Below are 24,974 nucleotides of genomic sequence, written 5' to 3'. Positions count from 1 at the left end.
CGCCTGCTTCCCCGTTCCAACAGCTAGAGTACGCCCATGCCCGGCCACGACATCCATATCATCGGCGGCGGCCTCGCCGGATCGGAAGCCGCATGGCAGCTGGCCCAGGCCGGGTATAAGGTCCGCCTGTCGGAGATGCGCGGCTCCGGGGAAATGACCCCGGCGCACCAGAGCGATCGGCTTGCGGAACTCGTCTGCTCGAACAGCTTCCGCTCGGACGATGCCGACAGCAACGCGGTCGGCCTGCTCCACCAGGAGATGCGCGCCCTCGGTTCGCTGATCCTCATCCAGGGCGACATCCACAAGGTGCCCGCTGGCTCCGCGCTCGCGGTGGACCGCGACGGCTTTGCCGACGGCGTGACCGCGGCGCTGGAGGCGCACCCGAACATCACCATCGTCCGCGAACGCGTCGACACGCTGCCTGCCGAGGGCCGCACCATCGTTGCGACGGGCCCGCTGACCGCGCCCATGCTGGCGGAAAGCATCGGCCGCGCGACGGGCAAGGACAGCCTCGCCTTTTTCGACGCGATCGCCCCCATCGTCCACCGCGAGTCGATCGACATGGAAACCGCCTGGTTCCAGAGCCGGTGGAACAAGGGATCGGGCAAGGATTACATCAACTGCCCGATGTCGAAGGAACAGTATCTCGAATTCCACGCCGGGCTGATGGCGGGCGAGAAGACCGAGTTCCGCGAGTGGGAGAATGTCCCCTATTTCGAAGGCTGCATGCCGATCGAGGTGATGGCGGAACGCGGGGTCGACACGCTGCGCTACGGGCCGATGAAGGGCGTCGGCCTCGACGATCCGCGCACCGGGCGCTGGCCCTATGCGGTGGTGCAGCTGCGCCAGGACAATGCCAGCGGCACCTTGTGGAACATGGTCGGCTTCCAGACCAAGCTCAAATATGCCGAGCAGGTGCGGCTGTTCCGCACCATCCCGGGGCTGGAGAATGCCGAGTTCGCGCGCCTCGGCGGCCTGCACCGCAACACCTTCCTGCGCTCGCCGGAACTGCTCGACGGCACGCTGCGCCTGAAGAGCGCGCCCAATATACGCTTCGCCGGGCAGATCACCGGATGCGAAGGCTATGTCGAGAGCGCCGCGATCGGGATGCTGGCCGGGCGCTTCGCTGCGGCGGAGATTGCCGGGATCGAGCTGCCTGCTCCGCCGCGCGAGACGGCGCTGGGCGCGCTGCTTTCGCACATCACCGGTGAGGCGGAGATCGAGACCTACCAGCCGATGAACGTCAATTTCGGGCTGTTCCCGCCGATCGAGGGGCGCACCAAGAAGGCCGATCGCAAGCGGATGTATACCGATCGGGCGCGGGCGGCGCTGAAGGACTGGCTGGCGGCCTGAGGGGGCACACCTTCTCAGCCGTCATCCCGACGAAAGTCGGGATCCAGAAGCCTCTACGTTCCAGATGGAGCCGCAAGCGCCAGGCCAATGGATCCCGGCGTTCGCCGGGATGACGGCGTAGAGCGCAGGTTCACGTCTCCAGCACCGGCTCCTTCGCCATCGCGAGCGCCAGCGCGCGGTGGCGCTTCTCCACCGCCTCGCCGTAGAGCGGCTCGTCGCCATCGGCGAGGCTGAGCACCAGCGACGGACCCTCCAGCCGCAGCCGCGAGCGCTTGAGCGGCCGCGCGACCCCGCCGCTCAGCCGCTGGCCCAGCCGCATCGCGAGGCCCCAGCGCTTGGCCTCGGCCAAGGCTTCGGGCGACGCCAGCCGTTCTAGCGGCGCGGGGCTATCGATCGCACCACCCAGCGAGGTGTACAAGGCCTGCGCCACGATCGCGCGACCGGCCGCATCGATGCCCACCCAATTGCCGTGCAACCCGATCTCCATGCCCCGTTCGGCGCGGAACTCGGGGTTCGCGCGCCAGCCTACATCGGCGAGCAGGCAGGCGGCGTGGCGCAGTCGCGACCATTCCGGACCATCGCGGAAAAGCGGCGCGAGCCAGGCATCGAGCAGATCGCCATGCTCGGGGAAGCGCCCGGAGCGCTGCCCTTCCTCGCGCGCCGCGACGATGAGCGGGTCCTGGAGCCGCTCTTCGGTCGAGAGGCGCTGGAACAGCAAGCCTTCCCGCAGCCCGTACGCGGAGACAATCGTGCCGCTGCTGCCCAACTGCTTGGTCACCGCGACGAGCAGCGCCGCCGCATCGGCCAGCGAGGGAATGCGCGCGCTAGACAAATCGGGCACGGTCTTGAGATCGGCCTTGGTGGCGCCTTCGACGCGCCGGCCGAGTTCCTCCACCCGGTCGATCGCCAGCGGGTAATGATGGACGATCGGCAGCGGATAATTGCTGAGGTGCATGTCGAGCTTGGCGAGCGAGCGCCAGGATCCCCCGACCATGTAGAAGGGCAGGCCCTTGCCCCGCCCCTTCCAGCCCGCCGCCTCGACCATGCGGATGACTTCGCGCTCCAGCACGCCCTTGCCGCGCCCGCGGATCGCGCCGAGGCGCAGCACGCCGAGCGGGAAGGAGGCGCGGTCCGTCACCGTGCCCGCGACGACGCGGACCAACTCCAGGCTGCCCCCTCCGAGATCGCCGACGACACCATCGGCTTCCGGAATGCCCGAGAGCACGCCAAGCCCGGCGGCCGTTGCCTCCTCGACGCCCGAGAGCAGCTCGACCTCCAGGTTCAGCGCCCTCGCCATCGCCATCAGCTCGCCGCCATTGGAGGCATCGCGCACCGCGGCGGTAGCGACGGTGCGCAGCTCGCTCACCTGCATCTCCCGGGCGAGCAGCGCGAATCGGCCGAGCGCCGCCCGCGCGCTGGCAAGGCCGCCGGCATGGATCGCGCCGGTTTCGGCCAGTCCCTTGCCGAGCCCGGCCATCACCTTCTCGTTGAACAGGATCGCCGGCAGCCGCGCCGGGCCTTCATAGACGACCAGGCGGATCGAATTGGAGCCGATATCGATGATCGCCGTACGCGGCCGGGCGCCCTCCGACTGGGCGCGCGGCGTGCGGAACAGGGCCGTGGCCACCCGCTCAGCCGCCCTTCGCCGCGAGGCGACGCTTGCGCGGCGACAATTTGGGCACCGGCTTGCGCGCCTCCACGGCGGCGCCGCGGCCCGAGAGCGAGGGGTTGGTCATGAAATAACGGTGCAGGTTGAATTCCCCGTCTTCGCCCGGGACGATCCGGTCGTAATGGCCGTCGGGCGCGAGCAGCCAGCTCTGTTCGTTGTCCAGCAGGTTGGCGACCATCACCTGGTCGAGCACCTGGTCGTGCACGGTCTTGTTGAGCAGCGGCAACATGAACTCGACGCGGCGATCGAAGTTGCGCTGCATCCAGTCGGCCGAGGAGATATAGAGCTTGGCATCGTCATTGGGCAGCACCTTGCCGTTGCCGAACGCCCAGATGCGGCTGTGCTCCAGGAAGCGGCCGACGATCGACTTCACGCGGATATTCTCGCTCATGCCAGCGACGCCCGGGCGCAGGCAGCAGATGCCGCGCACGATCAGCTCGATCTGCACGCCGGCGGCGCTCGCCTGATACAGCTTTTCGATGATCGCGGGGTCGACCAGCGAGTTCATCTTCGCCCAGATCGTGCCGGGCCGCCCGGCACGGACATGCTCGATCTCCTCCTCGATCAGCGCGGTAAGGCGCTTGCGGAGGTCGCGCGGCGAGATGCCGAGCAACTCCAGATGCTGCGGCTCGACATAGCCGGTGACGTAGTTGAAGATCTGCGCCGCATCGCGCCCCATCCGCGGGTCTGCGGTGAAGAAGCTGAGGTCGGTGTAGATCCGCGCGGTGATCGGGTGGTAGTTGCCGGTACCGAAATGGCAGTAGGTGCGGTAGCGATCGCCCTCGCGACGCACGACCATCGAGACCTTGGCGTGGGTCTTCCAGTCGATGAAGCCGTAGACGACCTGCACGCCGGCGCGCTCCAGCGCGGTCGCCCAATACAGGTTCTGCTCCTCGTCGAACCGCGCCTTGAGCTCGACGACCGCGGTGACCGACTTGCCAGCCTCCGCCGCGGCAATCAGCGCGTTGATCACCGCGGGCTGCTTGCCGGCGCGGTAGAGCGTCTGCTTGATCGCCACCACGTCCGGATCCGCCGCCGCCTGCTGGAGGAAGCTGAGGACGACGTCGAACGTCTCGTACGGGTGGTGGACGATGATGTCCTTGGCGCGAATCGCCGCGAAGCAATCCCCGCCATATTCGCGGATCCGCTCCGGGAAGCGCGCCGAGAAGGGCGTGAACTTCAGGTCCGGACGATCCTCGTCGACCAGCATCGACAGGTCGCCGACACCCAGGAACCCGCCGGTCTCGGTGAGCAGCGCGTCGCTGCCGCCAAGCTCTTCCTTGAGCACCGCTTCGAGATCGGGGGCGATGCCCTCCTCCATCTCCAGGCGGATCACCCGGCCGCGGCGGCGGCGCTTGATCGCCGAGCGGAAGGTGAGGACGAGATCCTCGGCCTCTTCCTCGATCTCGATGTCGCTGTCGCGCAGCACCCGGAAGGTGGCGGCGCCCAGCATTTCGTAGCCGTGGAAGAGCAGCTCCCAGAAATGCTTGATCAGCGTCTCGATCGCGACATAGCGCGCCGGTGCGCCCGGCAGGCGGACGAAGCGCTTGAGCGTCGTCGGCAGCATCACCAGTTCCTGGATCGGCTCGCGATCGGACTTGCGCAGCAGGTTGAAGATCACGCTCGATCCCTGGTTGGGGATGAACGGAAACGGGTGCGCGGGGTCGAGCGCCTGCGGGGTCAGGATCGGAAAGATCTGCTCGCGGAAATGGTTGGCGAGCCATTGCTCGGTCTCGCCTTCGATCGCATCGGCCTCGAGCACGAAGATATTGGCGACCGCGAGCTGCGCGCGGATATCCACCCACACCGCCTGCTGCTCGTCCGCGAGCGTGGCGGCTTCGGCGGAGATCGCCTCCAGCTGCTGCGCCGGGGTGAGCCCGTCGGCCGAGCGCGTATCGATATTCTGGAGCTGCTGGCCCATCAGGCCTGCCACGCGGACCATGAAGAATTCGTCGAAATTGCTGCCCGAGATCGAGAGGAAGCGCAGCCGCTCGAGCAGCGGATGGGCGGGGTTGCACGCCTCCTCCATCACGCGGCGGTTGAAGGCCAGCCAGGAGAGCTCGCGGTTGAAATAGCGCGCTTCGGTGGGATCGGCGGGGGCGATGGTCGCAGGTGCGGCGGATTCGGTCATTCGCTCTCGCTATCGTCGGAATGCGTCAAAAGGCTTGCAGCCTGGAGTGTAGACTTCACCACCGGGATCGACAAACGGCCGTCAGTCTCCATTTCCAGCACATCGGCAACGCGCAGGATGGCGACATGGCTGCGCTCGATCCGCTTGGCGATCCAGGCGATCACGGCGGGCGTGGCGTGGAGCAGGTGGCGGGTGAAGGCGCGTTCGAGCAGCAGCGGGAGCAGCGCATCGTCGGGCGGACCGATCTCGAGCAGCGGCGAAGCGGCAAGGCGCGAGCGTAGATCGGGCAGTGCGATGTCCCACAGCGGCGGCGCGGCATCGGCAACGATCAGCAGCGGGCGGCGCGCGCCCTGGGCGTCGTTCCAGGCGTGGAAGATGTCGGCCTCGTCGGCGCGCTCGGCATCGTCGATGATCGTCGCGCCGTTCTTGGCCGCGAAGATCCGCGCGAGCAGGCTGCGGCCGGACTTGCGCGGGCCCACCAGCAGCGCGGCCATCACCGGCCAGGTCGCCCAATGTTCGAGCTGTTGGACGGCGCGGGCGTTCGAGTCGCTGACCAGGAAGTCCATCTCGCTCGCCTCGGGCAGGCCCAGCGGCAGGCGGAGCTGGCTCATTGCGCCTTGGGGGTCGGCGATGCTTGCGGCGCGGCGCCGCGACGGATGCGGAGGACGCCCGGCCCTTCCTGCACGCTCCAGCCGCGCGACTCGAGCGCGGCGCGCAGCGCGGCCTGCGATCCGTCGAACGAGACGCGCATCACCGAAATACCGCCGAGCGCGAGGCTGGTGGTGGCGGCGCTGCGCACGCCGGGCACGCCGCGCACCGCGCTTTCCGACGCATTGACCGCGGCTGCATTGGGGGTGTCGACCTGCACCGATAGCGACGTGGTAGCGGCGGTTGGGGAAGCGCTGGATTCGACGCTCGGCAGCGGCGTCGGCAGCGGGGTCTCCTCGGGCGCCGGCGCGGCTGGCTGGGCGACCGGCGGCCGCGCGGCCAGCACCGCATCGGTATGGAGCCGGCCGTCTGCCAGCGCCGCCTGATAGGCCTTGTCGATGCGCGACACGGCGGTGTCGAACAGCGCGTCGATCGCATCGCCATTGTCGATCCGCAGTGCGAAACTGGTAATCGGATCCTTGTCCGGGCCGTGCGTGGCCGAGAAGATGCCGACGATCGGCCCACCCGGATAGTCGCGGCGCAGCTGCACCTCGGCAACGAGCGTGTCGACCGCACCATATTGGTCTAGGATCGTCCGCCACCAGTTGCGGCCATGCCGCAGCGTCTGGCCGGTATTGACCAGCAGCTTGTCCGCGCCGGTGCCGCGCAGGCGGACATAGTCGATCGTGCTGCCCGCCGCGCGCAGCCGGTTCCAGGCGCGCGCCCAGGCGGTGTCGCGCTCGAACACTTGGCCGACGCCGCCCGAATATTGCAGCGGCACCAGCAGCATCGGCGGCGAATGGGTGACGGCGATCGACACGCCGAGGATGGAGCCGGCCTTCGCGCGATCGAACTGCACACCGAGGCTGGCGATATAGCGGTTGGGCCCGATCTGCTCGCGCTCGACGACGATGCCGTTGACGATCGCGTCCAAGGCCGAATCGGAGAGCGCGCCCGGCTTGCCGGTGAGCTGCTGCGACAGCATCGACCAGCCCTTGCGCTGCGCGATCCGCCAGCCGCCCTGCCGCGCGATCTCGGCCGTCTTGCCCGACACGTCGACCTTGACGCCGCTGATCTCGAAGCTTCCGGCCGCACCCACGGGGACGGCGGGCGCGCCGCCCTGCCCGCGTGCCGCCATGATGCCCGCACCGGCGAGCGCGAGCGCCGAAAGGGCGCCAAGGACGGTTTTGGGACGGCGAAACTGCATGCGGGCGCCCTTTTGGCGAACCGGGCGTGGAAATCCAAGCGCGTTGTGGCTAGGGCGTCGCCCATGAGCGAGACCAAGGCGGGCCATGGCCCTTACACCTATGCCCAGGCGGGCGTTTCGATTGCGGCGGGCAATGCGCTGGTGCGCGCCATCGGCCCGCTTGCCCGTTCCACCCGGCGCGCCGGCGCGGACGCCGATCTGGGCGGCTTCGGCGGCATCTTCGACCTGAAGGCGGCGGGCTTCACCGATCCGCTGCTGGTCGCGGCGAACGACGGCGTCGGCACCAAGCTGAAGCTGGCGATCGAGCACAACCACCACGACGGCGTCGGCATCGACCTCGTCGCGATGTGCGCCAACGATCTGATCGTCCAGGGTGCCGAGCCGCTGTTTTTCCTCGATTATTATGCGAGCGGCAAGCTCGACAACGCCGTCGCCGAGCGGGTGATCGCCTCCATCGCCGAAGGCTGCCGACAGGCCGGCTGCGCGCTGATCGGCGGCGAGACCGCCGAGATGCCGGGCATGTATGCGGACGGCGACTATGACCTGGCCGGCTTCTGCGTCGGCGCGGTCGAGCGCGACCGGCTGCTCGACGGCAAGAAGATCGCGCCCGGCGACGTGCTGCTCGGTCTCGCCTCGAACGGCGTGCACTCGAACGGCTTCTCGCTGGTGCGGCGACTCGCAGCGGACAAGGGCTGGAAGCTCGACCGCCCGGCGCTGTTCGATCAGGAGCGGCTGCTGATCGACGCGCTGATGGCGCCGACTCGGATCTACGTCGCCAGCCTGCTGCCAGAGCTGCGCAAGGGCAATATCCACGGCCTCGCCCACATCACCGGCGGCGGGCTGCTGGAGAATGTCCCCCGCGTGCTGCCCGAGGGCACCCATGCCCGGATCGACGCCGATGCCTGGCCGCTGCCGCGGCTGATGGCGTTCCTGCAGGCGCAGGGCCAGATCGAACCGGAGGAAATGGCGCGCACCTTCAACTGCGGCATCGGCATGGTCGCGGCGGTCGCCGCCGATCAGGCCGAGGCGGTGTCGGCAGCACTGACCGCAGCGGGCGAGACGGTGTTCACCATCGGCTCGATCGAAGCGGGCGAGCGCGGCTGCACCGTGGTCGGCGGCGGCGAGACCTGGAGCGCACGCGCGCCGTGGAGCGCCACGCACCATGGGTGATTGCGTGCATTCCCCCCTCCCGCCTGCGGGAGGGGAATGAAGTGAAGAAGCGACTTGGCATCCTGATCTCGGGCCGCGGATCGAACATGGCCTCGCTGGTCGAGGCCGCCGCGGCGCCGGACTGCCCCTACACCGTTGCCCTCGTCGCCAGCGACAAGCCGGAAGCGGCCGGGCTCGCCTGGGCCGCCGAGCGCGGCGTGCCGACCTTCGCGCAGAGCCCCAAGGGCATGCCCAAGGCCGAGTACGAAGCGAAGATCGACGCCGCGCTGCGCGATGCCGGCGTCGAGGCGATCGCGCTTGCCGGCTATATGCGGCTGCTCTCCGACGATTTCGTCGCGCGCTGGCGCGGCCGTATCGTCAACATCCACCCCTCGCTGCTGCCCAAGTACAAGGGGCTCGACACCCATGCCCGCGCGATCGACGCCGGCGACGCGGAGGCGGGCGCTTCGGTCCATATCGTTACCGAGGAACTCGATGGCGGCGAGGTGCTGGGACAGGCGCGGGTACCGATCCTTCCCGGGGACACCGCCGACGGCCTCGCCGCTCGCGTGCTGGCGGAGGAGCACAAGCTCTACGCCAAAACGCTCGCCGAGTGGCTTCGCGGCTGAAAATCCGCGGATATTTGGCCGTGATCCCGCGTTCATCCCCGTCAATACCGCACATGGGGAAGTCACGCACATGGCCAAGGACTCGGCGCTCACGCCGGAGGAAGAAGGCGGGATCGCCACTGCCGAACTCGGGCTGGTGCTGCTCGACGGCCCCAATGGCGTCGCCGTCGCGATGACTCCCGAGGCGGCCGAGGCAACCGGCCGCAGTCTGCTCGCCGCGGCAGAAGCGGCGGCGGGCCAGCGCGAACGGGGCGAAACGGGTTATTGAGACTTGTGCAGCCATAGTGCCCGCGCCGATAAGGGGCGCGGATGATCAAGGTCGCCAGCTATAACATGCGGAAGTCGATCGGCACCGACCGACGACGCCGACCGGAGAGGACGCTCGAGGTACTGCTCGAGGTCGACGCCGACGTGATCGCCTTGCAGGAGGCCGATCGCCGCTTTGGCGCGCGCGAGGCCGTGCTCACCCAGAGCCTGCTCGCCGAACATAGCCCGTGGAAGCCGGTCCATTTCGGCATGCGCGCGCGATCGATGGGCTGGCACGGCAATGCGCTGCTGGTCCGCAAGGAGGCCGAGATCCTCGGCTGCGCGGCGCTCCATCTGCCGACGCTGGAGCCGCGCGGCGCGGTGATGGCGGATCTTCGCATTCAGGGTCAGCCGCTCCGCGTTCTGGGCATGCACCTCGATCTGTCCGGCCTGTGGCGGCGGCGGCAGGCGCACGCGATCCTTACCCAGCTCGCCGATCTTCCGCCGATGCCGACGGTGATGATGGGCGACCTCAACGAATGGAGCGCCGAGCGCGGCTGCCTGCGCGATTTCGCCCAGCATTTCGCCTTCGCGGCGACCGGCAAGAGCTTCCACGCCCGCCGCCCGATGGCGCGACTCGACCGGATCATGGCCTCGCCCGACCTTCAGTTCGGCGAGGCCGGGGTGCACCACAGCCTGGCAGCGCGCACTGCCTCGGATCACCTTCCCGTCTGGGCGGAGGTGCGGCACCGCTGATGCACGAGGCGCAGGAAAAGGAGCTGCGGCTGGCGCTGGTCTGCTATGGCGGGATCAGCCTTGCGGTGTACATGCACGGCATCACCAAGGAGGTGTGGCATCTCGCCCGCGCCAGCTGTGCCGAGCGCGAGGGCACGCCGCTCCAGAGCGTCTATCGCGAGCTGATCGAGGACATCCGCGACCGCAGCGGGCTCAACCTGCGCGTGCTGGTCGATATCCTTTCGGGTGCCAGCGCCGGCGGGATCAACGCGGTGTTCCTGGCGCAGGCGATCGCCACCGGCCAGTCGCTTGATCCGCTGACCGCGATGTGGCTTGACCATGCCGATGTCGACGCGCTGCTCGCCCCCAGCCAGGGGCCGTCGCACCGCTTCGCCAAGATCTGGGCCAAGCCGATCGCCTGGATGCTATCCAGCCGAGAACACGGCGTCGAGGAGACGGTTGAGGCAGGATCCCGTGCGGAGGTTCGCGAGAAGCTGGAACGCTTCGTCCGCTCGCGCTGGTTCGAGCCGCCTTTCGGAGGCGAGCAACTGCTCAAGACGCTGCTGAATGCCTTCGACAAGATGGCCAAGGGCCCGGCCGAACGCCGGCTTCTCCCCGAGGGCCAGCCGCTCGACCTGTTCGTCACCGCCACCGATTTTCGCGGCCATGCCGAGACGCTGCGTCTCAACACGCCCCCGGAAGTGATCGAGACCGAGCATCGGCTCGTCTTCAGCTTCACCGACCACGGCCGCGGCACCGGCATCGCTCATCCCGCTGCCCTGGGCTTCGCTGCTCGCGCGACCTCCAGCTTCCCCGGCGCCTTCCCGCCGCTGATGGTGGAAGAGCTCGACAAGGTCCTTGCCGATCGCGGCGAGACCTGGGCCGGCCGCGACGCCTTCCTCCAGCGCGCGCTCCCCGAGCAATGGGCGGAAAGCCGTGCCGAAAAAGCGGTGCTGATCGACGGATCGGTGCTCGCCAACGCGCCGTTCGGTCCGGCGATGGACGCGTTGCGCGAGCGCCCTGCCCGCCGCCAGGTAGACCGCCGCTTCGTCTTCCTCGACCCGACGCCCGACATGCGGTTCGACTTCTACGGCCCCCGGCAGGAGCGCCCCGGCTTCTTCTCGACGCTGATCGGGGCACTGTCCGAACTGCCCCGCAAACAGCCGATTCGCGACAATCTCGACATGATCGCCGCCCGCTCGGACCGGATCGAGCGCATGCTCGCCATCGTCTCCGAGATCCGGGCCGAGGTGGAGGCGCAGGTCGAGTCGCTGTTCGGCTACACGCTGTGGCTCGACTACCCGACGCCCAAGCGGCTCGCCGCGTGGCGCAAGCGCGCGCAGGTCGCCGCTGCTGCCAAGGCGGGGTACGGCCATACCGCCTATGCGCTGCTCAAGGTCGACGGCGCGATCGACCGGACGGCGCGGCTGCTGCAGGCACTCGCCGGCCAGCAGGATGGGCAGCGCCTCCGCTCGCTCGGACGGCGGCTGCGCGAGGCGGTGCGGACGCGCGGCGCGGATCGGTTCGGCGCGTCGTTGCCCGGCGGGGCGTCGCCCGAAGCGCTCGATTTCCTGCGCGGCCACGACCTCGGCTTTCGCATCCGCCGCCTGCGCCTGCTCGCCCGGCGACTCGCCGAGCTGGAACAGTCCGCCCCGCGCGGCGCGATGCGGCCGATGCGCGATGCGATCTATGGCGCGCTGGCGGCCTATCTCGAGCTCAAGCGCTCGGACACCTTCGCCGATCTCGAGGATCGGCTGGCGAGCGAACCCGCCGCGGTGCTCGACACGCTGGCCGAGCGGATGCAGCTCCGCGCACTCGACCGCCAGACCGACGAAGCCCTCTCCGCCGGGTTCAGCGCACTGTCGAAGGAGCTGCGACGACCGATGCTGCTCGCCTATCTCGGCTTCCCCTTCTTCGACATCGCGACGCTGCCGCTCCTCCAGGGCGAAGGCATGGACGAGTTCGATCCCATCCGCGTCGACCGCATCTCCCCCGAGGATGCCAAGGCGATCCGTACCGGCGGTGTGGCGGCAATGCTCAAGGGCAACCAGTTCAACAATTTCGGCGCCTTTTTCAGTCGAGCCTACCGCGAGAACGACTATCTCTGGGGCCGCCTCAACGGCGCCGACCGGCTGATCGACATTGTGCTCTCCACGCTCGACAAGGAAGCGCGCCCCGACGCCGAGCATATCGCCGCGCTCAAGCGCCGCGCCTTCCACGCCATCCTCGACGAGGAGGCGCCTGCCCTCACCGCCATCCCCGGGCTGATCGCCGAACTGCGCGCCGAAATCGGCTGAGCCTTGGCAAGCGGGGCCGCTCGGGCCTAGAAGGCGCGCAGGATTTGCCAGGAAGGGAGCGGAATGCGGTTTCTGAAGGTGCTGTTGTGGCTCCTGCTCGGCGGCGTGATCGCCGGGTTCGTGATCTACAATGGCGAGCAGCGCGTGAGCATCCAGCTCTGGGGCGGTCTCGTCGCCGATATCAGCCTGCCGCTCTTGCTGATCGTCGTGTTCCTCGCCGGGTTCCTGCCGATGCTGGTCGCCTATCAGACGCTGCGCTGGCGGATGCGGCAGCGCTTCGCCGGCCTGGAGCGCGCGCTCGCCGACCTCCGTTCGATCCCCGCCACGCCTGCGCCGCGCTTCGATCCGGTGGTCGAGACGCCAGCGATCGAGGAGCCGCGCGCATGAGCAGCCGCATCTATGTCGCGCTCGACACGCCCGAGCTGGAGAAGGCCAAGGCGCTCGCCACGAAGGTCCGCCACCATGTCGGCGGGATCAAGCTGGGCCTCGAATTCTTCATGGCGAACGGTCGCCACGGCGTGCACGAGATGGCCGAGATCGGCGTGCCGATCTTCCTCGACCTCAAGTTCCACGACATCCCCAACACCGTCGCCAAGGCAATCCAGGCGCTGCGGCCGCTCAATCCGGCGATCCTCACCGTCCACGCCGCTGGCGGGCGGGCGATGCTGGAAGACGCCAAGGCCGCCGCGCCCGAGGGAACCAAGGTCGTCGCGGTGACGATGCTGACCAGCCTCGACGGCAACGACATGACCGCAATCGGCCTCAAGCCCGATCCGCACGAGCAGGTGATGCGGCTGGCCGAACTGGCAAAGTCGGCGGGCGTCGACGGCATCGTCTGCTCGGGCGAAGAGGTGAAGGCGGCGCATGCGGCGTGGAAGGACGGCTTCTTCGTCGTTCCCGGCGTGCGCCCCGCCGATGCGCATGTCGGCGACCAGAAGCGCGTGGTGACGCCGCGTAGCGCGGTGGATGCCGGCGCCTCGATCCTGGTGATCGGCCGGCCGATCACCCAGGCCGAGGATCCGGACGCGGCCGCGCGGGCGATCGCGGCGACGCTCTGATCGCTGAAGGTTCTCTCCTTCTACAAAGGAGGCGAATCTCGGGAACGGCCATGCCCCTCACCATCCGCCCTGCCACTCCTGCCGACCTCCCGGCGATCCACCCGGTCATCGAGCGCGCCTATCGCGGCGAAACCGCGCGCCAGGGCTGGACGCACGAGGCCGACCTTATCGATGGGCCGCGCACCGATCTCCGTACGCTCACCGCCATCGTCGAGGATCCGGCGCAGGTGTTGCTCAGCGCCTGGGAAGACGACGCCCCGATCGGCTGCGTCAACGTCGCGAACCGCGGCGGTGGCACCGCCTATCTCGGGCTGCTCTGCATCGATCCGCTACGCCAAGCCGCAGGGCTCGGTCGCCAGCTGATCGCCGCCGCCGAGGGCCATGCCCGCGACGGCTTCGTCTGCACGCGGATGGAGATGACGGTGATCGAGGAACGCCGCAAGCTGATCGAGTATTATGTGCGCCGCGGCTATGCCGAAACCGGCGAGCGCCGCGACTTTCCCATTCCGCTCGATCCGCCGCTGTTCATGACGGTGCTGGCCAAGCCGCTGGTCTAGCGCCTACAGGCGGACCATGCCCGCAACCGCGAAAATCTGTGGCCTGTCCACGCCCAAGACGCTCGACGCCGCCGTGTCCGGTGGGGCGAGCCATATCGGCTTCGTCTTCTTCCCGCCGAGCCCGCGCCATCTCAGTTTCGACAAGGCACAGGGACTCGCCGCGCGCGTGCCGGACCAGGTCCGGCGCGTCGGCGTGTTCGTCGATCCCGACGACGCGCTGCTCGATGCCGCCATCGCCGCCGGCCGGCTGGATGTGATCCAGCTCCACAAGGTCACGCCGGAGCGCACCGCCGCCGTGAAGGCGCGCACGCGCCTCGAGACCTGGGCGGCGCTGGCGGTGAAGACCCGCGCCGATCTCGTCCCCGCCGCCGGCTTCCGCGGTGCCGCCGATCGGCTGCTCTACGACGCAAAGGCCGCCGAAGGCGCGAAGGTCCCCGGCGGCACCGGACTGCGCTTCGACTGGACCCTGCTCGACGGCTTCGCCCATCCCCTGCCCTGGATTCTCTCCGGCGGGCTGGACGCGGGCAATGTGGCCGAGGCGATCCGCGTCACCGGCGCGGGGCTGGTGGATGTCTCTTCGGGCATCGAGGCCGCGCCGGGCATCAAGGATGTGGACAAGATCGCCGCTTTCCTTAAAGCCGTGGCCCGATCATGACCGCACCAAACTCCTTCCGCGCCCAGCCCGACGACCGCGGGCATTTCGGCCAGTTCGGCGGACGCTTCGTCGCCGAGACGCTGATGCCGCTGGTTCTCGACCTGGAGCGCGAATACACCGCCGCCAAGGCCGATCCCGCCTTCCAGGCCGAGTTCGACGACCTGCTCGAACATTATGTCGGCCGCCCCAGCCCGCTTTATTATGCCGAGCGGCTGACCGAGGCGCTGCGCGAGAACGCGCCCGAGGGCATGGGCGCCGAGATCTGGTTCAAGCGCGACGAACTCAACCATACCGGCGCGCACAAGATCAACAATTGCATCGGCCAGATCCTGCTGGCCCGCCGCATGGGCAAGACGCGGATCATCGCCGAGACCGGCGCCGGCCAGCACGGCGTGGCGACCGCCACCGTCTGCGCGCGCTTCGGCCTGCCCTGCGTGATCTATATGGGCGCGACCGATGTTGCCCGGCAGCAGCCCAACGTGTTCCGCATGAAGCTGCTCGGCGCCGAAGTGGTGCCGGTCACCAGCGGCGCGGCGACGCTCAAGGACGCGATGAACGAGGGCCTGCGCGACTGGGTCGCCAATGTGGAGGACACCTTCTACATCATCGGTACCGCCGCCGGCCCGCACCCCTATCCGGAGCTGGTCCGCGACTTCCAGTCGGTGATCGGCCGCGAGGCACGCGAGCAAATGCTCAAGCGCACCGGCAAGCTGCCCGACCTGCTGGTCGCCGCGATCGGCGGCGGCTCGAACGCGATCGGGCTGTTCCACCCGTTCCTCGACGATGCCGAGGTGCAGATGCTCGGCGTCGAGGCGGCGGGCGAAGGGCTGGAGAAGCGCCATGCCGCCAGCCTCGCGGGCGGGTCACCGGGCATCCTCCACGGCAACCGCACCTATCTGCTGCAGGACGAGGACGGCCAGATCACCGAGGCGCACTCGATCTCGGCGGGGCTCGACTATCCGGGGATCGGGCCGGAACACGCCTGGCTGCGCGACATCGGCCGCGTCGAGTACACGGCGGTAACCGACACCGAGGCGCTCGATGCCTTCCAGCTGCTCTGCCGCACCGAGGGTATCATCCCCGCGCTCGAGCCGAGCCACGCGATCGCGGCGGTGGCCAAGGTCGCCCGCACGATGCCGCGCGACAAGGTGATCCTCGCCAACCTCTGCGGTCGCGGTGACAAGGACATCTTCACCGTCGCCGATGCGCTGGGAGTGAAGATGTGACCCGTCTCGCCAACGCCTTTGCCCGCGCCGCCGACCAGGGCCGCGCCGCGCTGGTGACCTTCGTCACCGCCGGCGACCCGACGCCCGGTGCTACCGCCGCGATCCTCGACGCGTTGGTCGCGGGTGGGGCCGATGTGATCGAGCTCGGCATGCCGTTCACCGATCCGATGGCCGACGGCCCGGCGATCCAGGCCGCGAACCTGCGCAGCCTCGCCGCCGGCACCACCACGGCGGATGTGCTCGCGATCGCCACCGCGTTCCGCGCGCGCCATCCGGAGGTGCCGCTGGTGCTGATGGGCTATGCCAACCCGATGACGCGCCGCGGGCCGGAATGGTTCGCCACGGCCGCGCACAGTGCCGGGGTGGACGGCGTGATCTGCGTCGACATTCCCGCGGAGGAAGACGACAGCCTCGGCGAAGCGCTGCGCGCTGCCGGGATCGGCAATGTCCGCCTCGCCACGCCGACCACCGACGCCGCCCGCCTGCCCGCGGTGCTGCAGGGTGCCTCCGGGTTCCTCTATTATGTCTCGGTCGCCGGGATTACCGGGCTGCAACAGGCTGCCACGGCCTCGATCGAGGCGGCGGTCGCCCGCCTCAAGGCCGCCACCGACCTGCCGATCGCGGTGGGCTTCGGCGTCCGCACCCCCGAACAGGCCGCCGCCATCGGCCGCGTTGCCGACGGCGTGGTCGTGGGCAGCGCGATCGTCGAGCTGGTCGGCCGTCACGGCGCGGATGCGGCGGAGCCCGTTCGCGCCTATATCGATACGCTGAAGACGGCGCTTGTCGCCGCACGCAAGGAAGTCGCATGAGCTGGATTACGCGCGTCCGCAACGCGCTCGCCTATGTCACCACCCGTGGCGAGGAGAGCCCCGACAATCTCTGGCACAAGTGCAAGGGATGCGGACAGATGGTCTTCATGAAGGAGTTCGAGGAGAACCAGAACGTCTGCCCGCATTGCGATTTCCACGATCGCATCGGCGCGACCAAGCGGTTCGAGCAGCTGTTCGACGAGGGCGTCTACAAGCTGCTGCCGAGCCCCAAGGTCGCCGAGGACCCGCTGAAGTTCCGCGATTCCAAGCCCTATACGGCGCGGATCAAGGCGGCGCGGGCGAGCACCGGCGAGCAGGACGCGTTCCAGAATGCCAGCGGCACGATCCACGGCCACAAGGCAGTGATCGGCGTGCAGGACTTCGCCTTCATGGGCGGATCGATGGGCCAGGCGGTGGGCGAGGCGTTCATCGCGGGCGTCGAGACCGCGATCGCCGCGCGGGCGCCCTATATCGTCTTCACCGCCTCGGGCGGCGCGCGCATGCAGGAGGGCATTCTCAGCCTGATGCAGATGCCCCGCACCACCGTGGCGATCGAGATGCTCCACGATGCGGGCCTGCCCTATATCGTCGTGCTGACCGATCCGACCTCGGGCGGCGTGATGGCGGCCTATGCGATGCTGGGCGATGTCCAGATCGCCGAGCCGGGCGCCACGCTCGCCTTTACCGGCCGCCGCGTGATCGAGAACACGATCCGCGAGAAGCTGCCCGACGATTTCCAGACCAGCGAATATTATCGCGATCATGGTCTCGTCGACATGGTCACGCACCGCAAGGAGCTGCGCGACACGCTCGGCCAGCTGATTGGCCTGCTGTGCGAGGCGCGCGCCGCGGCGTGAGCCCTCCTTAAGCCCCTCCCCTTCAGGGGAGGGGTTGGGGTGGGGCAGTGTCTCACCGAGACCAACCAACGTTCTGGCATCCCTCCACCCCCAACCCCTCCTCCAAGGAGGAGGGGCTTGATTCAAAAGCGCCATGCCTGACTTCGCTCGCTCCACCGATCCCGCCGTTCAGGCCCAGCTCGACCGGCTGACCCTGCTCTCCCCCGGCGCCGACATCCTCGGCCTGGAGCGCATCGCCCGGCTGCTGGAGCGCGTCGGCAACCCGCATCTCCGCCTGCCGCCGGTGCTGCATGTCGCCGGGACCAACGGCAAGGGCTCGACCTGCGCCTTCCTCCGCGCGGCGCTCGAAGCCGCGGGCCTGCGCGTCCATGTCTATTCCAGCCCGCACCTCGTCCGCTTCAACGAGCGCATCCGCCTCGCCGGCACGCTGATCGACGACGCCACGCTCGCCCCGCTGCTCGCCGAGGTGCTCGACGCCGGCGGCGACATCGGCGCGAGTTTCTTCGAGGTGACGACGGCGGCCGCCTTCCTCGCCTTCGCCCGCACGCCCGCCGACGCCTGCGTGATCGAAGTCGGCCTTGGCGGGCGGCTGGACGCCACCAACATCGTCCCCGCGCCGATCGCCACCGGCATCGCTCAGCTCGGCATCGACCATCAGGCCTTCCTCGGCGACACGCTGCCGCAGATCGCCCGCGAAAAGGCCGGCATCGCCAAGCCCGGCGTGCCGCTCGTGACGATGCGCTACGATCCCGAGATCGCGGCGGTGGTCGCAGCCGCCGGGGTGCCGGTGCTCGCGCAAGGCACGGCCTGGGACTATGCGCTGGAGGGCGACCAGCTCATCTATCGCGACTCGAAAGGCACGGTTGAAACGCCGCTGCCGACTCTGTCGGGCCCGCATCAGCCGGGCAATCTCGCGCTCGCCATCGCGATGCTGCGACACCAGGACGCGCTTGCCATCCCCGCCACCGCGCTCGCCGCTGCGGCGACCAGCGCCCGGTGGCCGGCGCGGATGCAGCGGCTGGGCAATGGTCCGCTCGCCGCGCTGCTCCCGGCCGGGACACCGGTTTGGCTCGATGGCGGCCACAACGCCGCCGCGGGTGCTGCAATTGCGGGAACGGTCGCGGAGGTCGCTGCCGACCGCCCGTGCCACCTCGTGCTCGGCATGCTCGCCAACAAGGATCCGGAGGGGCTGATCGCCCCGCTTGCCGCCCGGTTGGCCAGCGTCACCACCGTGCCTATTCCCGGCCATGCCCATCACGACCCCGCCGAGCTTGCGGCGCTGGTCGCGCGGCTTGGCGTGCCCATGACCGGCACTGCCGAGAACGTGGCGGACGCACTCCGCATTACCGCCAAACGCGTCGAAGGCGGCGGCCCGAGCGCGGTGCTCATCCTCGGCTCGCTTTATCTGGCCGGCGTCGTGCTGGAGGCGAACGGCGAATTGACCGACTGACGCTGCGACCCGCCTTATTGCGATTGACTATTAATAACAGAATGCGATGATTGCTCCGACGCCCATCGGAGAATCACATGCAGCCGTCCGTCCAGACCCTCGTCACCGCCCTGCCCCAGCTCCAGCCCGAGGATCCGGGCGTGCGGCTGCTGCTGTTCGGCGTCCGCCAGACGGGATCGCAGGGCTTGCACGACGCGAGCACCGCGCACGCCTTTCTGGTCGCGTTCGGCAAGGGTTTCCGCCGCCCGCTGATGCTGCTGCGCACGCTGATGCACGAGATGTCCGCCATGGCGACCGGCCCGGTGCAGATCGCCCCCTGGTGCTGCCCGCGCATGACCGCGTCCGAAGCGGCGCTGGTCAATGCGCTGGGCAAGGTCCGCACCAATCCGCAGGCAGCGGCGCTGCTGCTAGCCGACCTGATCGGCGTGCGCGACGCGACCGGCTTGCTGCCCACCGCGCACGCGCTGGCGCAGAGCTTCGCCGACCTCGCGCTGCCGCTGGAGCCCTGAGCGCCTAGCGCTCCTGGCCCGCGCTGCCGATCGAGCGGTCGACCAGCCCGCTGCGCATCATCCACCAGTAGAGCGCGACGCCCGGCAGCGCGATCACGGTGGTGAACAGGTAGAAGTTCACATAGCCCATCGCCTCGATCAGGCTGCCCGCCGTCGTGCCGGTGATGAACCGGCCGACGATGCTCGCCCCCGCCGAGATCAGCGCATATTGCGCGGCGGTGAAGCGCAGGTCGGTGAGCGCGGAGAAATAGGCGATCACCGTCACCCCGCCGATGCCGCTGGCGATATTCTCGAATCCGATCGCGCCCGCCATGCCGATGTTCGAATGCCCGGCCGCGGCGAGCGCTGCGAAGCTGAGGTTGGAGACCGCCATCAGGATCAGGCTGAGCATCACCGATCGCTTCATCCCCATCCGCGCATAGAGCACGCCGCCCAGGAAGATGCCGAGCATATAGGCGAAGAAGCCCAGCGACACGTCGTAGAAGGCGATCTCGTCGTTCGAGAATCCGAGATCGTTGAACAACAGCCGGAAGGTCAGGTTGGCGAGCGTGTCGCCGATCTTGTGGACCAGGATGAACAGGAGCACGATCAGGGCGCCTTCGCGGGCGAAGAACTGGACGAAGGGCCCCCAGATGCCTTTTGCCACCGTCGCGATGCTGCGACGCTCGGCCGGCGCGCGGTGGCGCTCGGGCTCGCCGACGATCAGGCCCGTGAGAATGGCCGGCAGCGCGAACACCGCACAGGCAGCATAGCCCGCGGTCCAGCCCACCTGCCCCGCCACGACCAGCGCGATCGCGCCGGCTGCGACCGAGCCGATCCGCCAGCCATATTGCGACATGCCCGAACCATAGCCGAGCTCGTGTGGTTGGAGGACCTCGATCCGATAGCCGTCAATGACGATGTCATAGGTCGCCCCCGCCGCGCCCATCAGCACGGCGGCGGTAACGGTGGGCCAGATATTCGCCGGGTCCGGCACGACCAGCGCGAGGTTGATCGTCGCCGCGACGACCAACACGCCCGCCACGATCAGCCACGAGACACGCTGGCCCAGTCGCCCCAGGATCGGGATCGGCACGCTGTCTACGATCCATGCCCAGAGGAACTTGAAGTTGTAGACCAGGATGGCGAGCGTGAAGGCGGTGACGGTCGACTTGTCGATGCCGGTCTGGGCGAGCCGCGTGGTGAGCGTCGCCCCGATCATCGCGAAGGGGAAGCCCGACGAGACGCCGAGCGCGAACGAGGCGAGCGGCCCCTTGGCGAAATAGGGCCGCACGCCATCCGGCAGGTCCGCGCGCCAATCCGCCGGTGCCGCTCTCCGCGCGAGGAGGAATGCCGCGATCAGCGCTGCAAGCGCTGCGCCGCCGCCCCAGTCGAGCGACAGCACCGCACCCGCCAGCGACTTGGGCGGCGAGAACAGCGTGAACAGCACCGCGAGCGCCAGCAGCGCCGCCCCGACGATGCTCCCAGCGACGAGCAGGCTCGCCCCGCCCCGACGGCGCCAGGCGATGCTCAGCACCAGCGTTGCGCCCAGCGCGAGCAGGCCGAGCAGGAAGGTCATCGACGGCGCGAGCTTGGCGACGCCATCACTCCAGCCCGCGGCGAAGCCATAGCCCGGCACCGCCGCACCAGCGACGCGTGCCCAGGGCACCGCCAGCAGCGCGAGGCCGGCGACGAGCGCCGCCTGGGCAAGGACATAGAAGGTGCTGGCGCGGTCGCTCGCCGCGATGGGGGCTTGTTGGTTCGGCATGGAGGCGCGAAACTAGCCGAAAATTCGGGAGAGGATAGCCATGAACGCACCGACGCAGGGCCAGCGCGCGCTGGCGGCGATGCTGGCGCAGGGCGGCGACGCGGGTGCGGGCCCGATCAGCCACGTCGACGCAAGCGTGTACACCTCGCCTGAACGCTTCGCCGCCGAGCGCGCGCGCATCTTCGATCGCGCACCCCTCGTCCTCGCGCCCTCGGCACTACTGCCGGAACCCGGCATGGCGGTGCCGCATGAGGGCTTCGGCAAGCCGCTGCTGATCACCCGCGACAAACACGGCGAGGCGCATGTCTTCCTCAACGTCTGCCGGCACCGCGGCACGCGGCTGGTGGAAGGGTGCGAGGCCGTGGCCGCCCCCCGCCTGGTGTGTCCCTACCATGCCTGGAGCTACACGCTCGACGGTCGCCTCGCCGGCGTGCCCCGCGCCGAGGCGTTCCCCGGCCTCGACAAGGCCGCGTTCGGGCTGCGCCGCCTGCCGACGCACGAAGCCGGCGGGCTGATCTGGTTCGCCTTCGACGAGGGCGCGGATTTCACCCATGCCGACACACTGGCGAACGATTTCGCCGCGTTCGACCTCGCCGGCCAGCATTGCTTCCGCCGGCGCACCCACCGCATCCCCGCCAACTGGAAGCTGGTGATGGACGCATTCCTAGAGAGCTACCACATCCAGCGCCTCCACGCCGACAGCATCGCGCCCTTCTTCCAGGACGGCATCTCCGCGGCCGATCGCATCGGTCCGCACCAGCGCTCCGCCGTCGGCCGTGCCGCCAGCATCGCCGCGCTCGAGTCGGAGGACTGGACGACGCTGCGCGGCGCGATCACCTATACCTACCAGATGTTTCCCGGCGCGGTGCTCGCCGTCAGCCCCGATTACATCAATCTTATGGTGCTGATGCCGCGCGCGGTCGACGAGGTCTGGGTCGAGGACTTCATGCTGATCCCCGAAGCCCCCGCCACCGACAAGGCGCGCGACCATTGGGAGCGGAGCTGGCAGCTTCTCGATGGCGGCGTATTCGCGTCGGAGGATTTCCGGGCATGTGCGCTGGCCCAAGAGGGGCTCGCCGCGGGCGCGATTGAGCAGGTGACGCTCGGACGCCTCGAACAGGGGGTCCGCGTTTTCCACGATGCGGTCGATGCGTGGGTTTCGTGCGACAACATGCCCGTCAACGGTGCGACTCGCCCCTCCGGTCAGGCTTCTGTTCAGGAAAGGGTGCTATAACGCCGGCGTCGTACAAAGGAGTTCGCCATGTCCCGTACCCGCACCCGCGCCGCTACCGCCGCCAACCAGGCCTCGCCGCAGGAAATGGTCGCGAAGCTGGCGGTGCTCGCCTCGGTTTTCGCCTGGGCCGGAGTGGTCGTGACGCTGTTCGTCCACTGATCGGCGTCAGCCGCCCAGGAACAGGTTGAAACTGCTGGGCAGGCGGCGCGGTATCTTGCCGCCTTCCAGCACCGCCTCGATCGCATCGATCGCCAGCACCAGATCGCGCTGCGCATAGGGCTTGGCGAGACACCCCGCCGCGAGCGCCCGCGCATCCGCCGGGCACCCGCCGGTCACGAACAGCACCGGAATGCCGCGCGCAAAGGCAGCGCGCGCCACCTCGATCCCGCTGCCGTCCGCCAGGTTGATGTCCGCCAGCACCATGTCGAGCACCTCGTGCGAATCGACGATCCGGGTCGCATCCGCCACCGAGTCGACCGTCGCGACGATGGTGAAGCCCGACTCGCGGAGGAGATGCTCGGTATCGAACGCCACCAGCGGCTCGTCCTCGACGACGAGCAGATGTTCGATCCGCCGCTTCTTCCTTCCGAACAACATCCCCGTTGGGCCCCCGAATCAACCGCTTGGCACAGCCCGTAACGCGCGAGTCACAAAGTGGCACCGTATATATTTTTGCCAGCCCCGCCGAAATCGCTATAGCGCTGCGGTGTCTGACTCCAAGCCTATCAAAACCGCCGGTACGCCGCAGCGTATCGCCAAGCTCCTCGCCCGTGCCGGCATCGCCTCGCGGCGCGAGATCGAGCGGATGATCGCCGAGGGGCGCATCGCCCTCAACGGCATGACGCTCGATACCCCCGCGACCATCCTCACCTCGCTCCACGGCGTCACCGTCGACGGCAATCCCGTCGCCGCGGCGACGCCTGCGCGCCTGTTCCGCTACCACAAGGCCGCCGGCCTGCTCACCGCCGAGCGCGACTTCACCGGCCGCCCGACCATCTATGATCGCATGCCCGAGGGCTTGCCCCGGGTGATGCCCGTCGGCCGACTCGACCTGAACACCGAGGGTCTGCTGCTGCTCACCACGGACGGCGAGTTGAAGCGCGAGATGGAGCTGCCCGCGAGCGGCGTCGAGCGCACCTATCGTGCCCGCGCCTATGGCCAGGTGAGCCAGGAGCAGCTCGAGGATCTGATGCTCGGCATCGAGATCGAGGGCGTGCGCTACGGCCCGATCAATGCCAATATCGAGCGGCGGACCGGCGCCAATCTCTGGATCGAGATGACGCTGACCGAAGGCAAGAACCGCGAAGTCCGCAACGTGCTGGAGTTTCTGGGCCTGCAGGTCAGCCGGCTGATCCGCACGCGCTACGGCCCCTTCTACCTGAACGACCTGCCTGCCGGCGACGTCGACGAGATCCGCCAGGCCGATCTGATCACCTTCCGCACCGTGCTGGGCAAGGCCGGCGGCGGCAAGGCGGCGTCGAACCTGCAGTTCGCCACCCGCCAGCGCGCGATCGAGCAGGTGGAAAAGCCTGCCAAGGTCGAGCCCGAAGGCCGTCGGCGCATCGCCAAGCCGGTGCCGGTGGCCAAGGGCCCGGTGTTCACCGCCCGCGCCACGCCCAAGGCCAAGCCGAAAGACGGCGAGGAGCGGCCGCGGACCGGCGGCCGGCTCGGCGTCCGCGAGGGGGCGGAGGGCGGGATCGGCAAGCCCGCTCGCGCCGCCCGCGCCAAGTCCTTCCGCGACACCCGCGAGCCGCGCGCCGGCGATCTGGTCGACCGGCCCCGCGGCCGCCGCGACGCCCGCGGCGAACAGGGCGCCGAGCGCGTCCGCACGCCGCGGGATGGCGAGCGCAGTTGGTCCCGCGGTAGCGAGACCGGAGACCGCGGCCGCAACACCGGCCCGTCGCGCTTTGGCGGTGCCGATGGCGATCGTCCGCGCGGTCCGCGTGCTGCCCGGCCGGATGGCGGGTCTGCCGATCGCAACCGTGCGCCGCGACCCTCCCGCTTTGGTGGCGACGAGGCCGAGCGGCCCCGTGGCCCGCGGCAAGCACAGCAGCGCGGCAACGCGACCGACCGCAATCGTACGCCGCGCCCGTCGCGCTTTGGCGAGGACGAGGGCGAGCGCCCGCGTGGTCCCCGCACGCCGCGTCCCGGCGGTAGCACCACGTCCGAGCGTCCGCGCACGCCGCGACCCGGCGGCGGCGGTGGCGATCGTCCGCAGCGACCCGGCGGCCCCGGCCGTCCGCCGCGGGGGCGCGGCTGATGCGGATCATCGCTGGAGACTGGCGCGGCCGCCCGCTCGCCGCGCCCAAGGGCGACACCACCCGCCCCACCGCCGATCGCACCCGCGAGGCGCTGTTCTCGATGCTCGCCTCGCGGCTCGGCAGCTTCGAGGAACTGGCCGTCGGTGACTTCTTCGCGGGTTCGGGCGCGCTCGGGCTGGAGGCCCTGTCGCGCGGCGCCGCCTCGTGCCTGTTCGTCGAGCAGGATCGTGCGGCGCTGGACGCGCTCAAGGCCAATATCGCCAAGCTCGGCGCCAAGGGCACCGATGTCCGCCCGGGTTCGGTGATGGCGCTGGGCCCCGCCCGCGCGCCACTCGACCTGATCCTGATGGACCCGCCCTATGGCACCGGCGCTGGCATCGTCGCGCTCGACAAGCTGGCTCGGCTCGGCTGGACCGGCCCCGGCACCTGGATCAGCATCGAGACCGGCAAGACCGAGGATGTCGAGCTTGCCGGCTTCGTGGTCGATGCCGACCGCGTGTACGGCAAGGCAAAGCTGACCCTGCTTCGCCCGGAATAATCTCGGAGC

At 69.2% G+C, this 24,974-nt stretch carries 25 protein-coding genes; 19 read left to right on the top strand and 6 right to left on the bottom strand.

Annotated elements, in window-relative coordinates:
- Positions 1–36: 36 nt before the first annotated feature.
- Positions 37–1,353, top strand: a complete 1,317-nt coding sequence (gene trmFO, locus ABIC65_RS02635) for a methylenetetrahydrofolate--tRNA-(uracil(54)-C(5))-methyltransferase (FADH(2)-oxidizing) TrmFO (RefSeq protein WP_354306619.1) — start codon at positions 37–39, stop codon at positions 1,351–1,353.
- Between the two features lie 130 nt (positions 1,354–1,483).
- Here the strand turns inward: trmFO and ABIC65_RS02630 are convergent, their stop codons facing one another.
- Genes ABIC65_RS02630 through ABIC65_RS02615 form a run of 4 tightly spaced genes read right to left on the bottom strand, consistent with a single transcriptional unit; the run spans position 1,484 to position 7,008 of the window.
- Positions 1,484–2,980, bottom strand: a complete 1,497-nt coding sequence (locus ABIC65_RS02630; RefSeq protein ID WP_354306618.1) for a Ppx/GppA phosphatase family protein — start codon at positions 2,978–2,980, stop codon at positions 1,484–1,486.
- A gap of 4 nt (positions 2,981–2,984) precedes the next feature.
- Positions 2,985–5,153, bottom strand: a complete 2,169-nt coding sequence (locus ABIC65_RS02625) for an RNA degradosome polyphosphate kinase (RefSeq protein ID WP_354306617.1) — start codon at positions 5,151–5,153, stop codon at positions 2,985–2,987.
- Entirely contained in the window at positions 5,150–5,764 is a 615-nt protein-coding gene (locus ABIC65_RS02620) for a chromosomal replication initiator DnaA (RefSeq protein ID WP_354306616.1), read from the bottom strand. Before ABIC65_RS02620 ends, ABIC65_RS02625 begins: the two co-directional genes overlap by 4 nt.
- Positions 5,761–7,008, bottom strand: a complete 1,248-nt coding sequence (locus tag ABIC65_RS02615; protein WP_354306615.1) for a heavy-metal-associated domain-containing protein — start codon at positions 7,006–7,008, stop codon at positions 5,761–5,763. Before ABIC65_RS02615 ends, ABIC65_RS02620 begins: the two co-directional genes overlap by 4 nt.
- Positions 7,009–7,071: 63 nt before the next feature.
- Between ABIC65_RS02615 and purM the strand changes: the two genes are divergently transcribed.
- From purM to ABIC65_RS02545, 14 genes are all read left to right on the top strand, one after another.
- Complete coding sequence (gene purM, locus ABIC65_RS02610) at positions 7,072–8,178, top strand: phosphoribosylformylglycinamidine cyclo-ligase (RefSeq protein ID WP_354306614.1); 1,107 nt, start codon at positions 7,072–7,074, stop codon at positions 8,176–8,178.
- Positions 8,179–8,219: 41 nt separating this feature from the next.
- Positions 8,220–8,786, top strand: a complete 567-nt coding sequence (gene purN / locus ABIC65_RS02605) for a phosphoribosylglycinamide formyltransferase (RefSeq protein ID WP_354306613.1) — start codon at positions 8,220–8,222, stop codon at positions 8,784–8,786.
- Between the two features lie 70 nt (positions 8,787–8,856).
- The gene (locus ABIC65_RS02600) at positions 8,857–9,054 is read left to right on the top strand and encodes a hypothetical protein (protein WP_125973576.1); all 198 of its coding nucleotides are present in this window, start codon (positions 8,857–8,859) and stop codon (positions 9,052–9,054) included.
- A 41-nt stretch (positions 9,055–9,095) separates the two neighbouring features.
- Positions 9,096–9,788 carry an endonuclease/exonuclease/phosphatase family protein gene (locus ABIC65_RS02595; protein ID WP_354306612.1) on the top strand — a complete coding sequence of 231 codons (693 nt, stop codon included), beginning with the start codon at positions 9,096–9,098 and terminating at the stop codon, positions 9,786–9,788.
- Positions 9,788–12,064 (top strand): patatin-like protein, encoded by a 2,277-nt coding sequence (locus ABIC65_RS02590; RefSeq protein ID WP_354306611.1) that lies wholly within the window; start codon positions 9,788–9,790, stop codon positions 12,062–12,064. The genes ABIC65_RS02595 and ABIC65_RS02590 overlap by 1 nt, the downstream gene beginning before the upstream one ends.
- Positions 12,065–12,127: 63 nt before the next feature.
- Entirely contained in the window at positions 12,128–12,451 is a 324-nt protein-coding gene (locus ABIC65_RS02585) for a LapA family protein (protein ID WP_354306610.1), read from the top strand.
- A complete protein-coding gene (gene pyrF / locus ABIC65_RS02580) occupies positions 12,448–13,122 on the top strand; it encodes an orotidine-5'-phosphate decarboxylase (RefSeq protein WP_354306609.1) in 675 nt (224 codons plus the stop codon). The genes ABIC65_RS02585 and pyrF overlap by 4 nt, the downstream gene beginning before the upstream one ends.
- A 50-nt stretch (positions 13,123–13,172) precedes the next feature.
- Positions 13,173–13,679, top strand: coding sequence for a GNAT family N-acetyltransferase (locus ABIC65_RS02575; protein WP_354306608.1), 507 nt, complete (start codon positions 13,173–13,175; stop codon positions 13,677–13,679).
- 16 nt (positions 13,680–13,695) lie between these two features.
- A complete protein-coding gene (locus ABIC65_RS02570) occupies positions 13,696–14,334 on the top strand; it encodes a phosphoribosylanthranilate isomerase (protein WP_354306607.1) in 639 nt (212 codons plus the stop codon).
- Positions 14,331–15,560, top strand: coding sequence for a tryptophan synthase subunit beta (gene trpB, locus ABIC65_RS02565; protein ID WP_354306606.1), 1,230 nt, complete (start codon positions 14,331–14,333; stop codon positions 15,558–15,560). The genes ABIC65_RS02570 and trpB overlap by 4 nt, the downstream gene beginning before the upstream one ends.
- Complete coding sequence (trpA, locus tag ABIC65_RS02560; protein WP_354306605.1) at positions 15,557–16,369, top strand: tryptophan synthase subunit alpha; 813 nt, start codon at positions 15,557–15,559, stop codon at positions 16,367–16,369. Before trpB ends, trpA begins: the two co-directional genes overlap by 4 nt.
- Positions 16,366–17,226, top strand: coding sequence for an acetyl-CoA carboxylase, carboxyltransferase subunit beta (gene accD, locus ABIC65_RS02555; RefSeq protein ID WP_354306604.1), 861 nt, complete (start codon positions 16,366–16,368; stop codon positions 17,224–17,226). Before trpA ends, accD begins: the two co-directional genes overlap by 4 nt.
- A 133-nt stretch (positions 17,227–17,359) precedes the next feature.
- Entirely contained in the window at positions 17,360–18,676 is a 1,317-nt protein-coding gene (locus tag ABIC65_RS02550) for a bifunctional folylpolyglutamate synthase/dihydrofolate synthase (RefSeq protein WP_354306603.1), read from the top strand.
- A gap of 77 nt (positions 18,677–18,753) precedes the next feature.
- Positions 18,754–19,185 carry a hypothetical protein gene (locus ABIC65_RS02545; RefSeq protein WP_354306602.1) on the top strand — a complete coding sequence of 144 codons (432 nt, stop codon included), beginning with the start codon at positions 18,754–18,756 and terminating at the stop codon, positions 19,183–19,185.
- A gap of 4 nt (positions 19,186–19,189) precedes the next feature.
- On the opposite strand, the gene ABIC65_RS02540 is transcribed toward ABIC65_RS02545, so the two are convergent.
- On the bottom strand, positions 19,190–20,470 hold the full coding sequence (locus ABIC65_RS02540) for an MFS transporter (RefSeq protein WP_232318580.1): 1,281 nt from the start codon (positions 20,468–20,470) through the stop codon (positions 19,190–19,192).
- A gap of 502 nt (positions 20,471–20,972) precedes the next feature.
- On the opposite strand from ABIC65_RS02540, the gene ABIC65_RS02535 reads away from it, so the two are divergent.
- Positions 20,973–22,166 (top strand): aromatic ring-hydroxylating oxygenase subunit alpha, encoded by a 1,194-nt coding sequence (locus ABIC65_RS02535; protein WP_354306601.1) that lies wholly within the window; start codon positions 20,973–20,975, stop codon positions 22,164–22,166.
- 27 nt (positions 22,167–22,193) lie between these two features.
- On the top strand, positions 22,194–22,325 hold the full coding sequence (locus ABIC65_RS02530; RefSeq protein ID WP_354306600.1) for a hypothetical protein: 132 nt from the start codon (positions 22,194–22,196) through the stop codon (positions 22,323–22,325).
- A 6-nt stretch (positions 22,326–22,331) separates the two neighbouring features.
- On the opposite strand, the gene ABIC65_RS02525 is transcribed toward ABIC65_RS02530, so the two are convergent.
- Positions 22,332–22,763, bottom strand: a complete 432-nt coding sequence (locus ABIC65_RS02525) for a response regulator (protein WP_354306599.1) — start codon at positions 22,761–22,763, stop codon at positions 22,332–22,334.
- Positions 22,764–22,872: 109 nt separating this feature from the next.
- On the opposite strand from ABIC65_RS02525, the gene ABIC65_RS02520 reads away from it, so the two are divergent.
- Together ABIC65_RS02520 and rsmD are read left to right on the top strand one after the other, a co-directional pair.
- Entirely contained in the window at positions 22,873–24,426 is a 1,554-nt protein-coding gene (locus ABIC65_RS02520) for a pseudouridine synthase (protein ID WP_354306598.1), read from the top strand.
- Positions 24,426–24,965 carry a 16S rRNA (guanine(966)-N(2))-methyltransferase RsmD gene (gene rsmD, locus ABIC65_RS02515; RefSeq protein WP_121077279.1) on the top strand — a complete coding sequence of 180 codons (540 nt, stop codon included), beginning with the start codon at positions 24,426–24,428 and terminating at the stop codon, positions 24,963–24,965. Before ABIC65_RS02520 ends, rsmD begins: the two co-directional genes overlap by 1 nt.
- Positions 24,966–24,974 lie beyond the last annotated feature (9 nt).

Origin of the sequence: Sphingomonas trueperi, from assembly GCF_040545665.1 — a bacterium.
GTDB lineage: Bacteria > Pseudomonadota > Alphaproteobacteria > Sphingomonadales > Sphingomonadaceae > Sphingomonas > Sphingomonas trueperi_B.
Note: the sequence above shows the minus strand (reverse complement) of the source record. Positions and strands in the feature narration are given on the sequence as shown.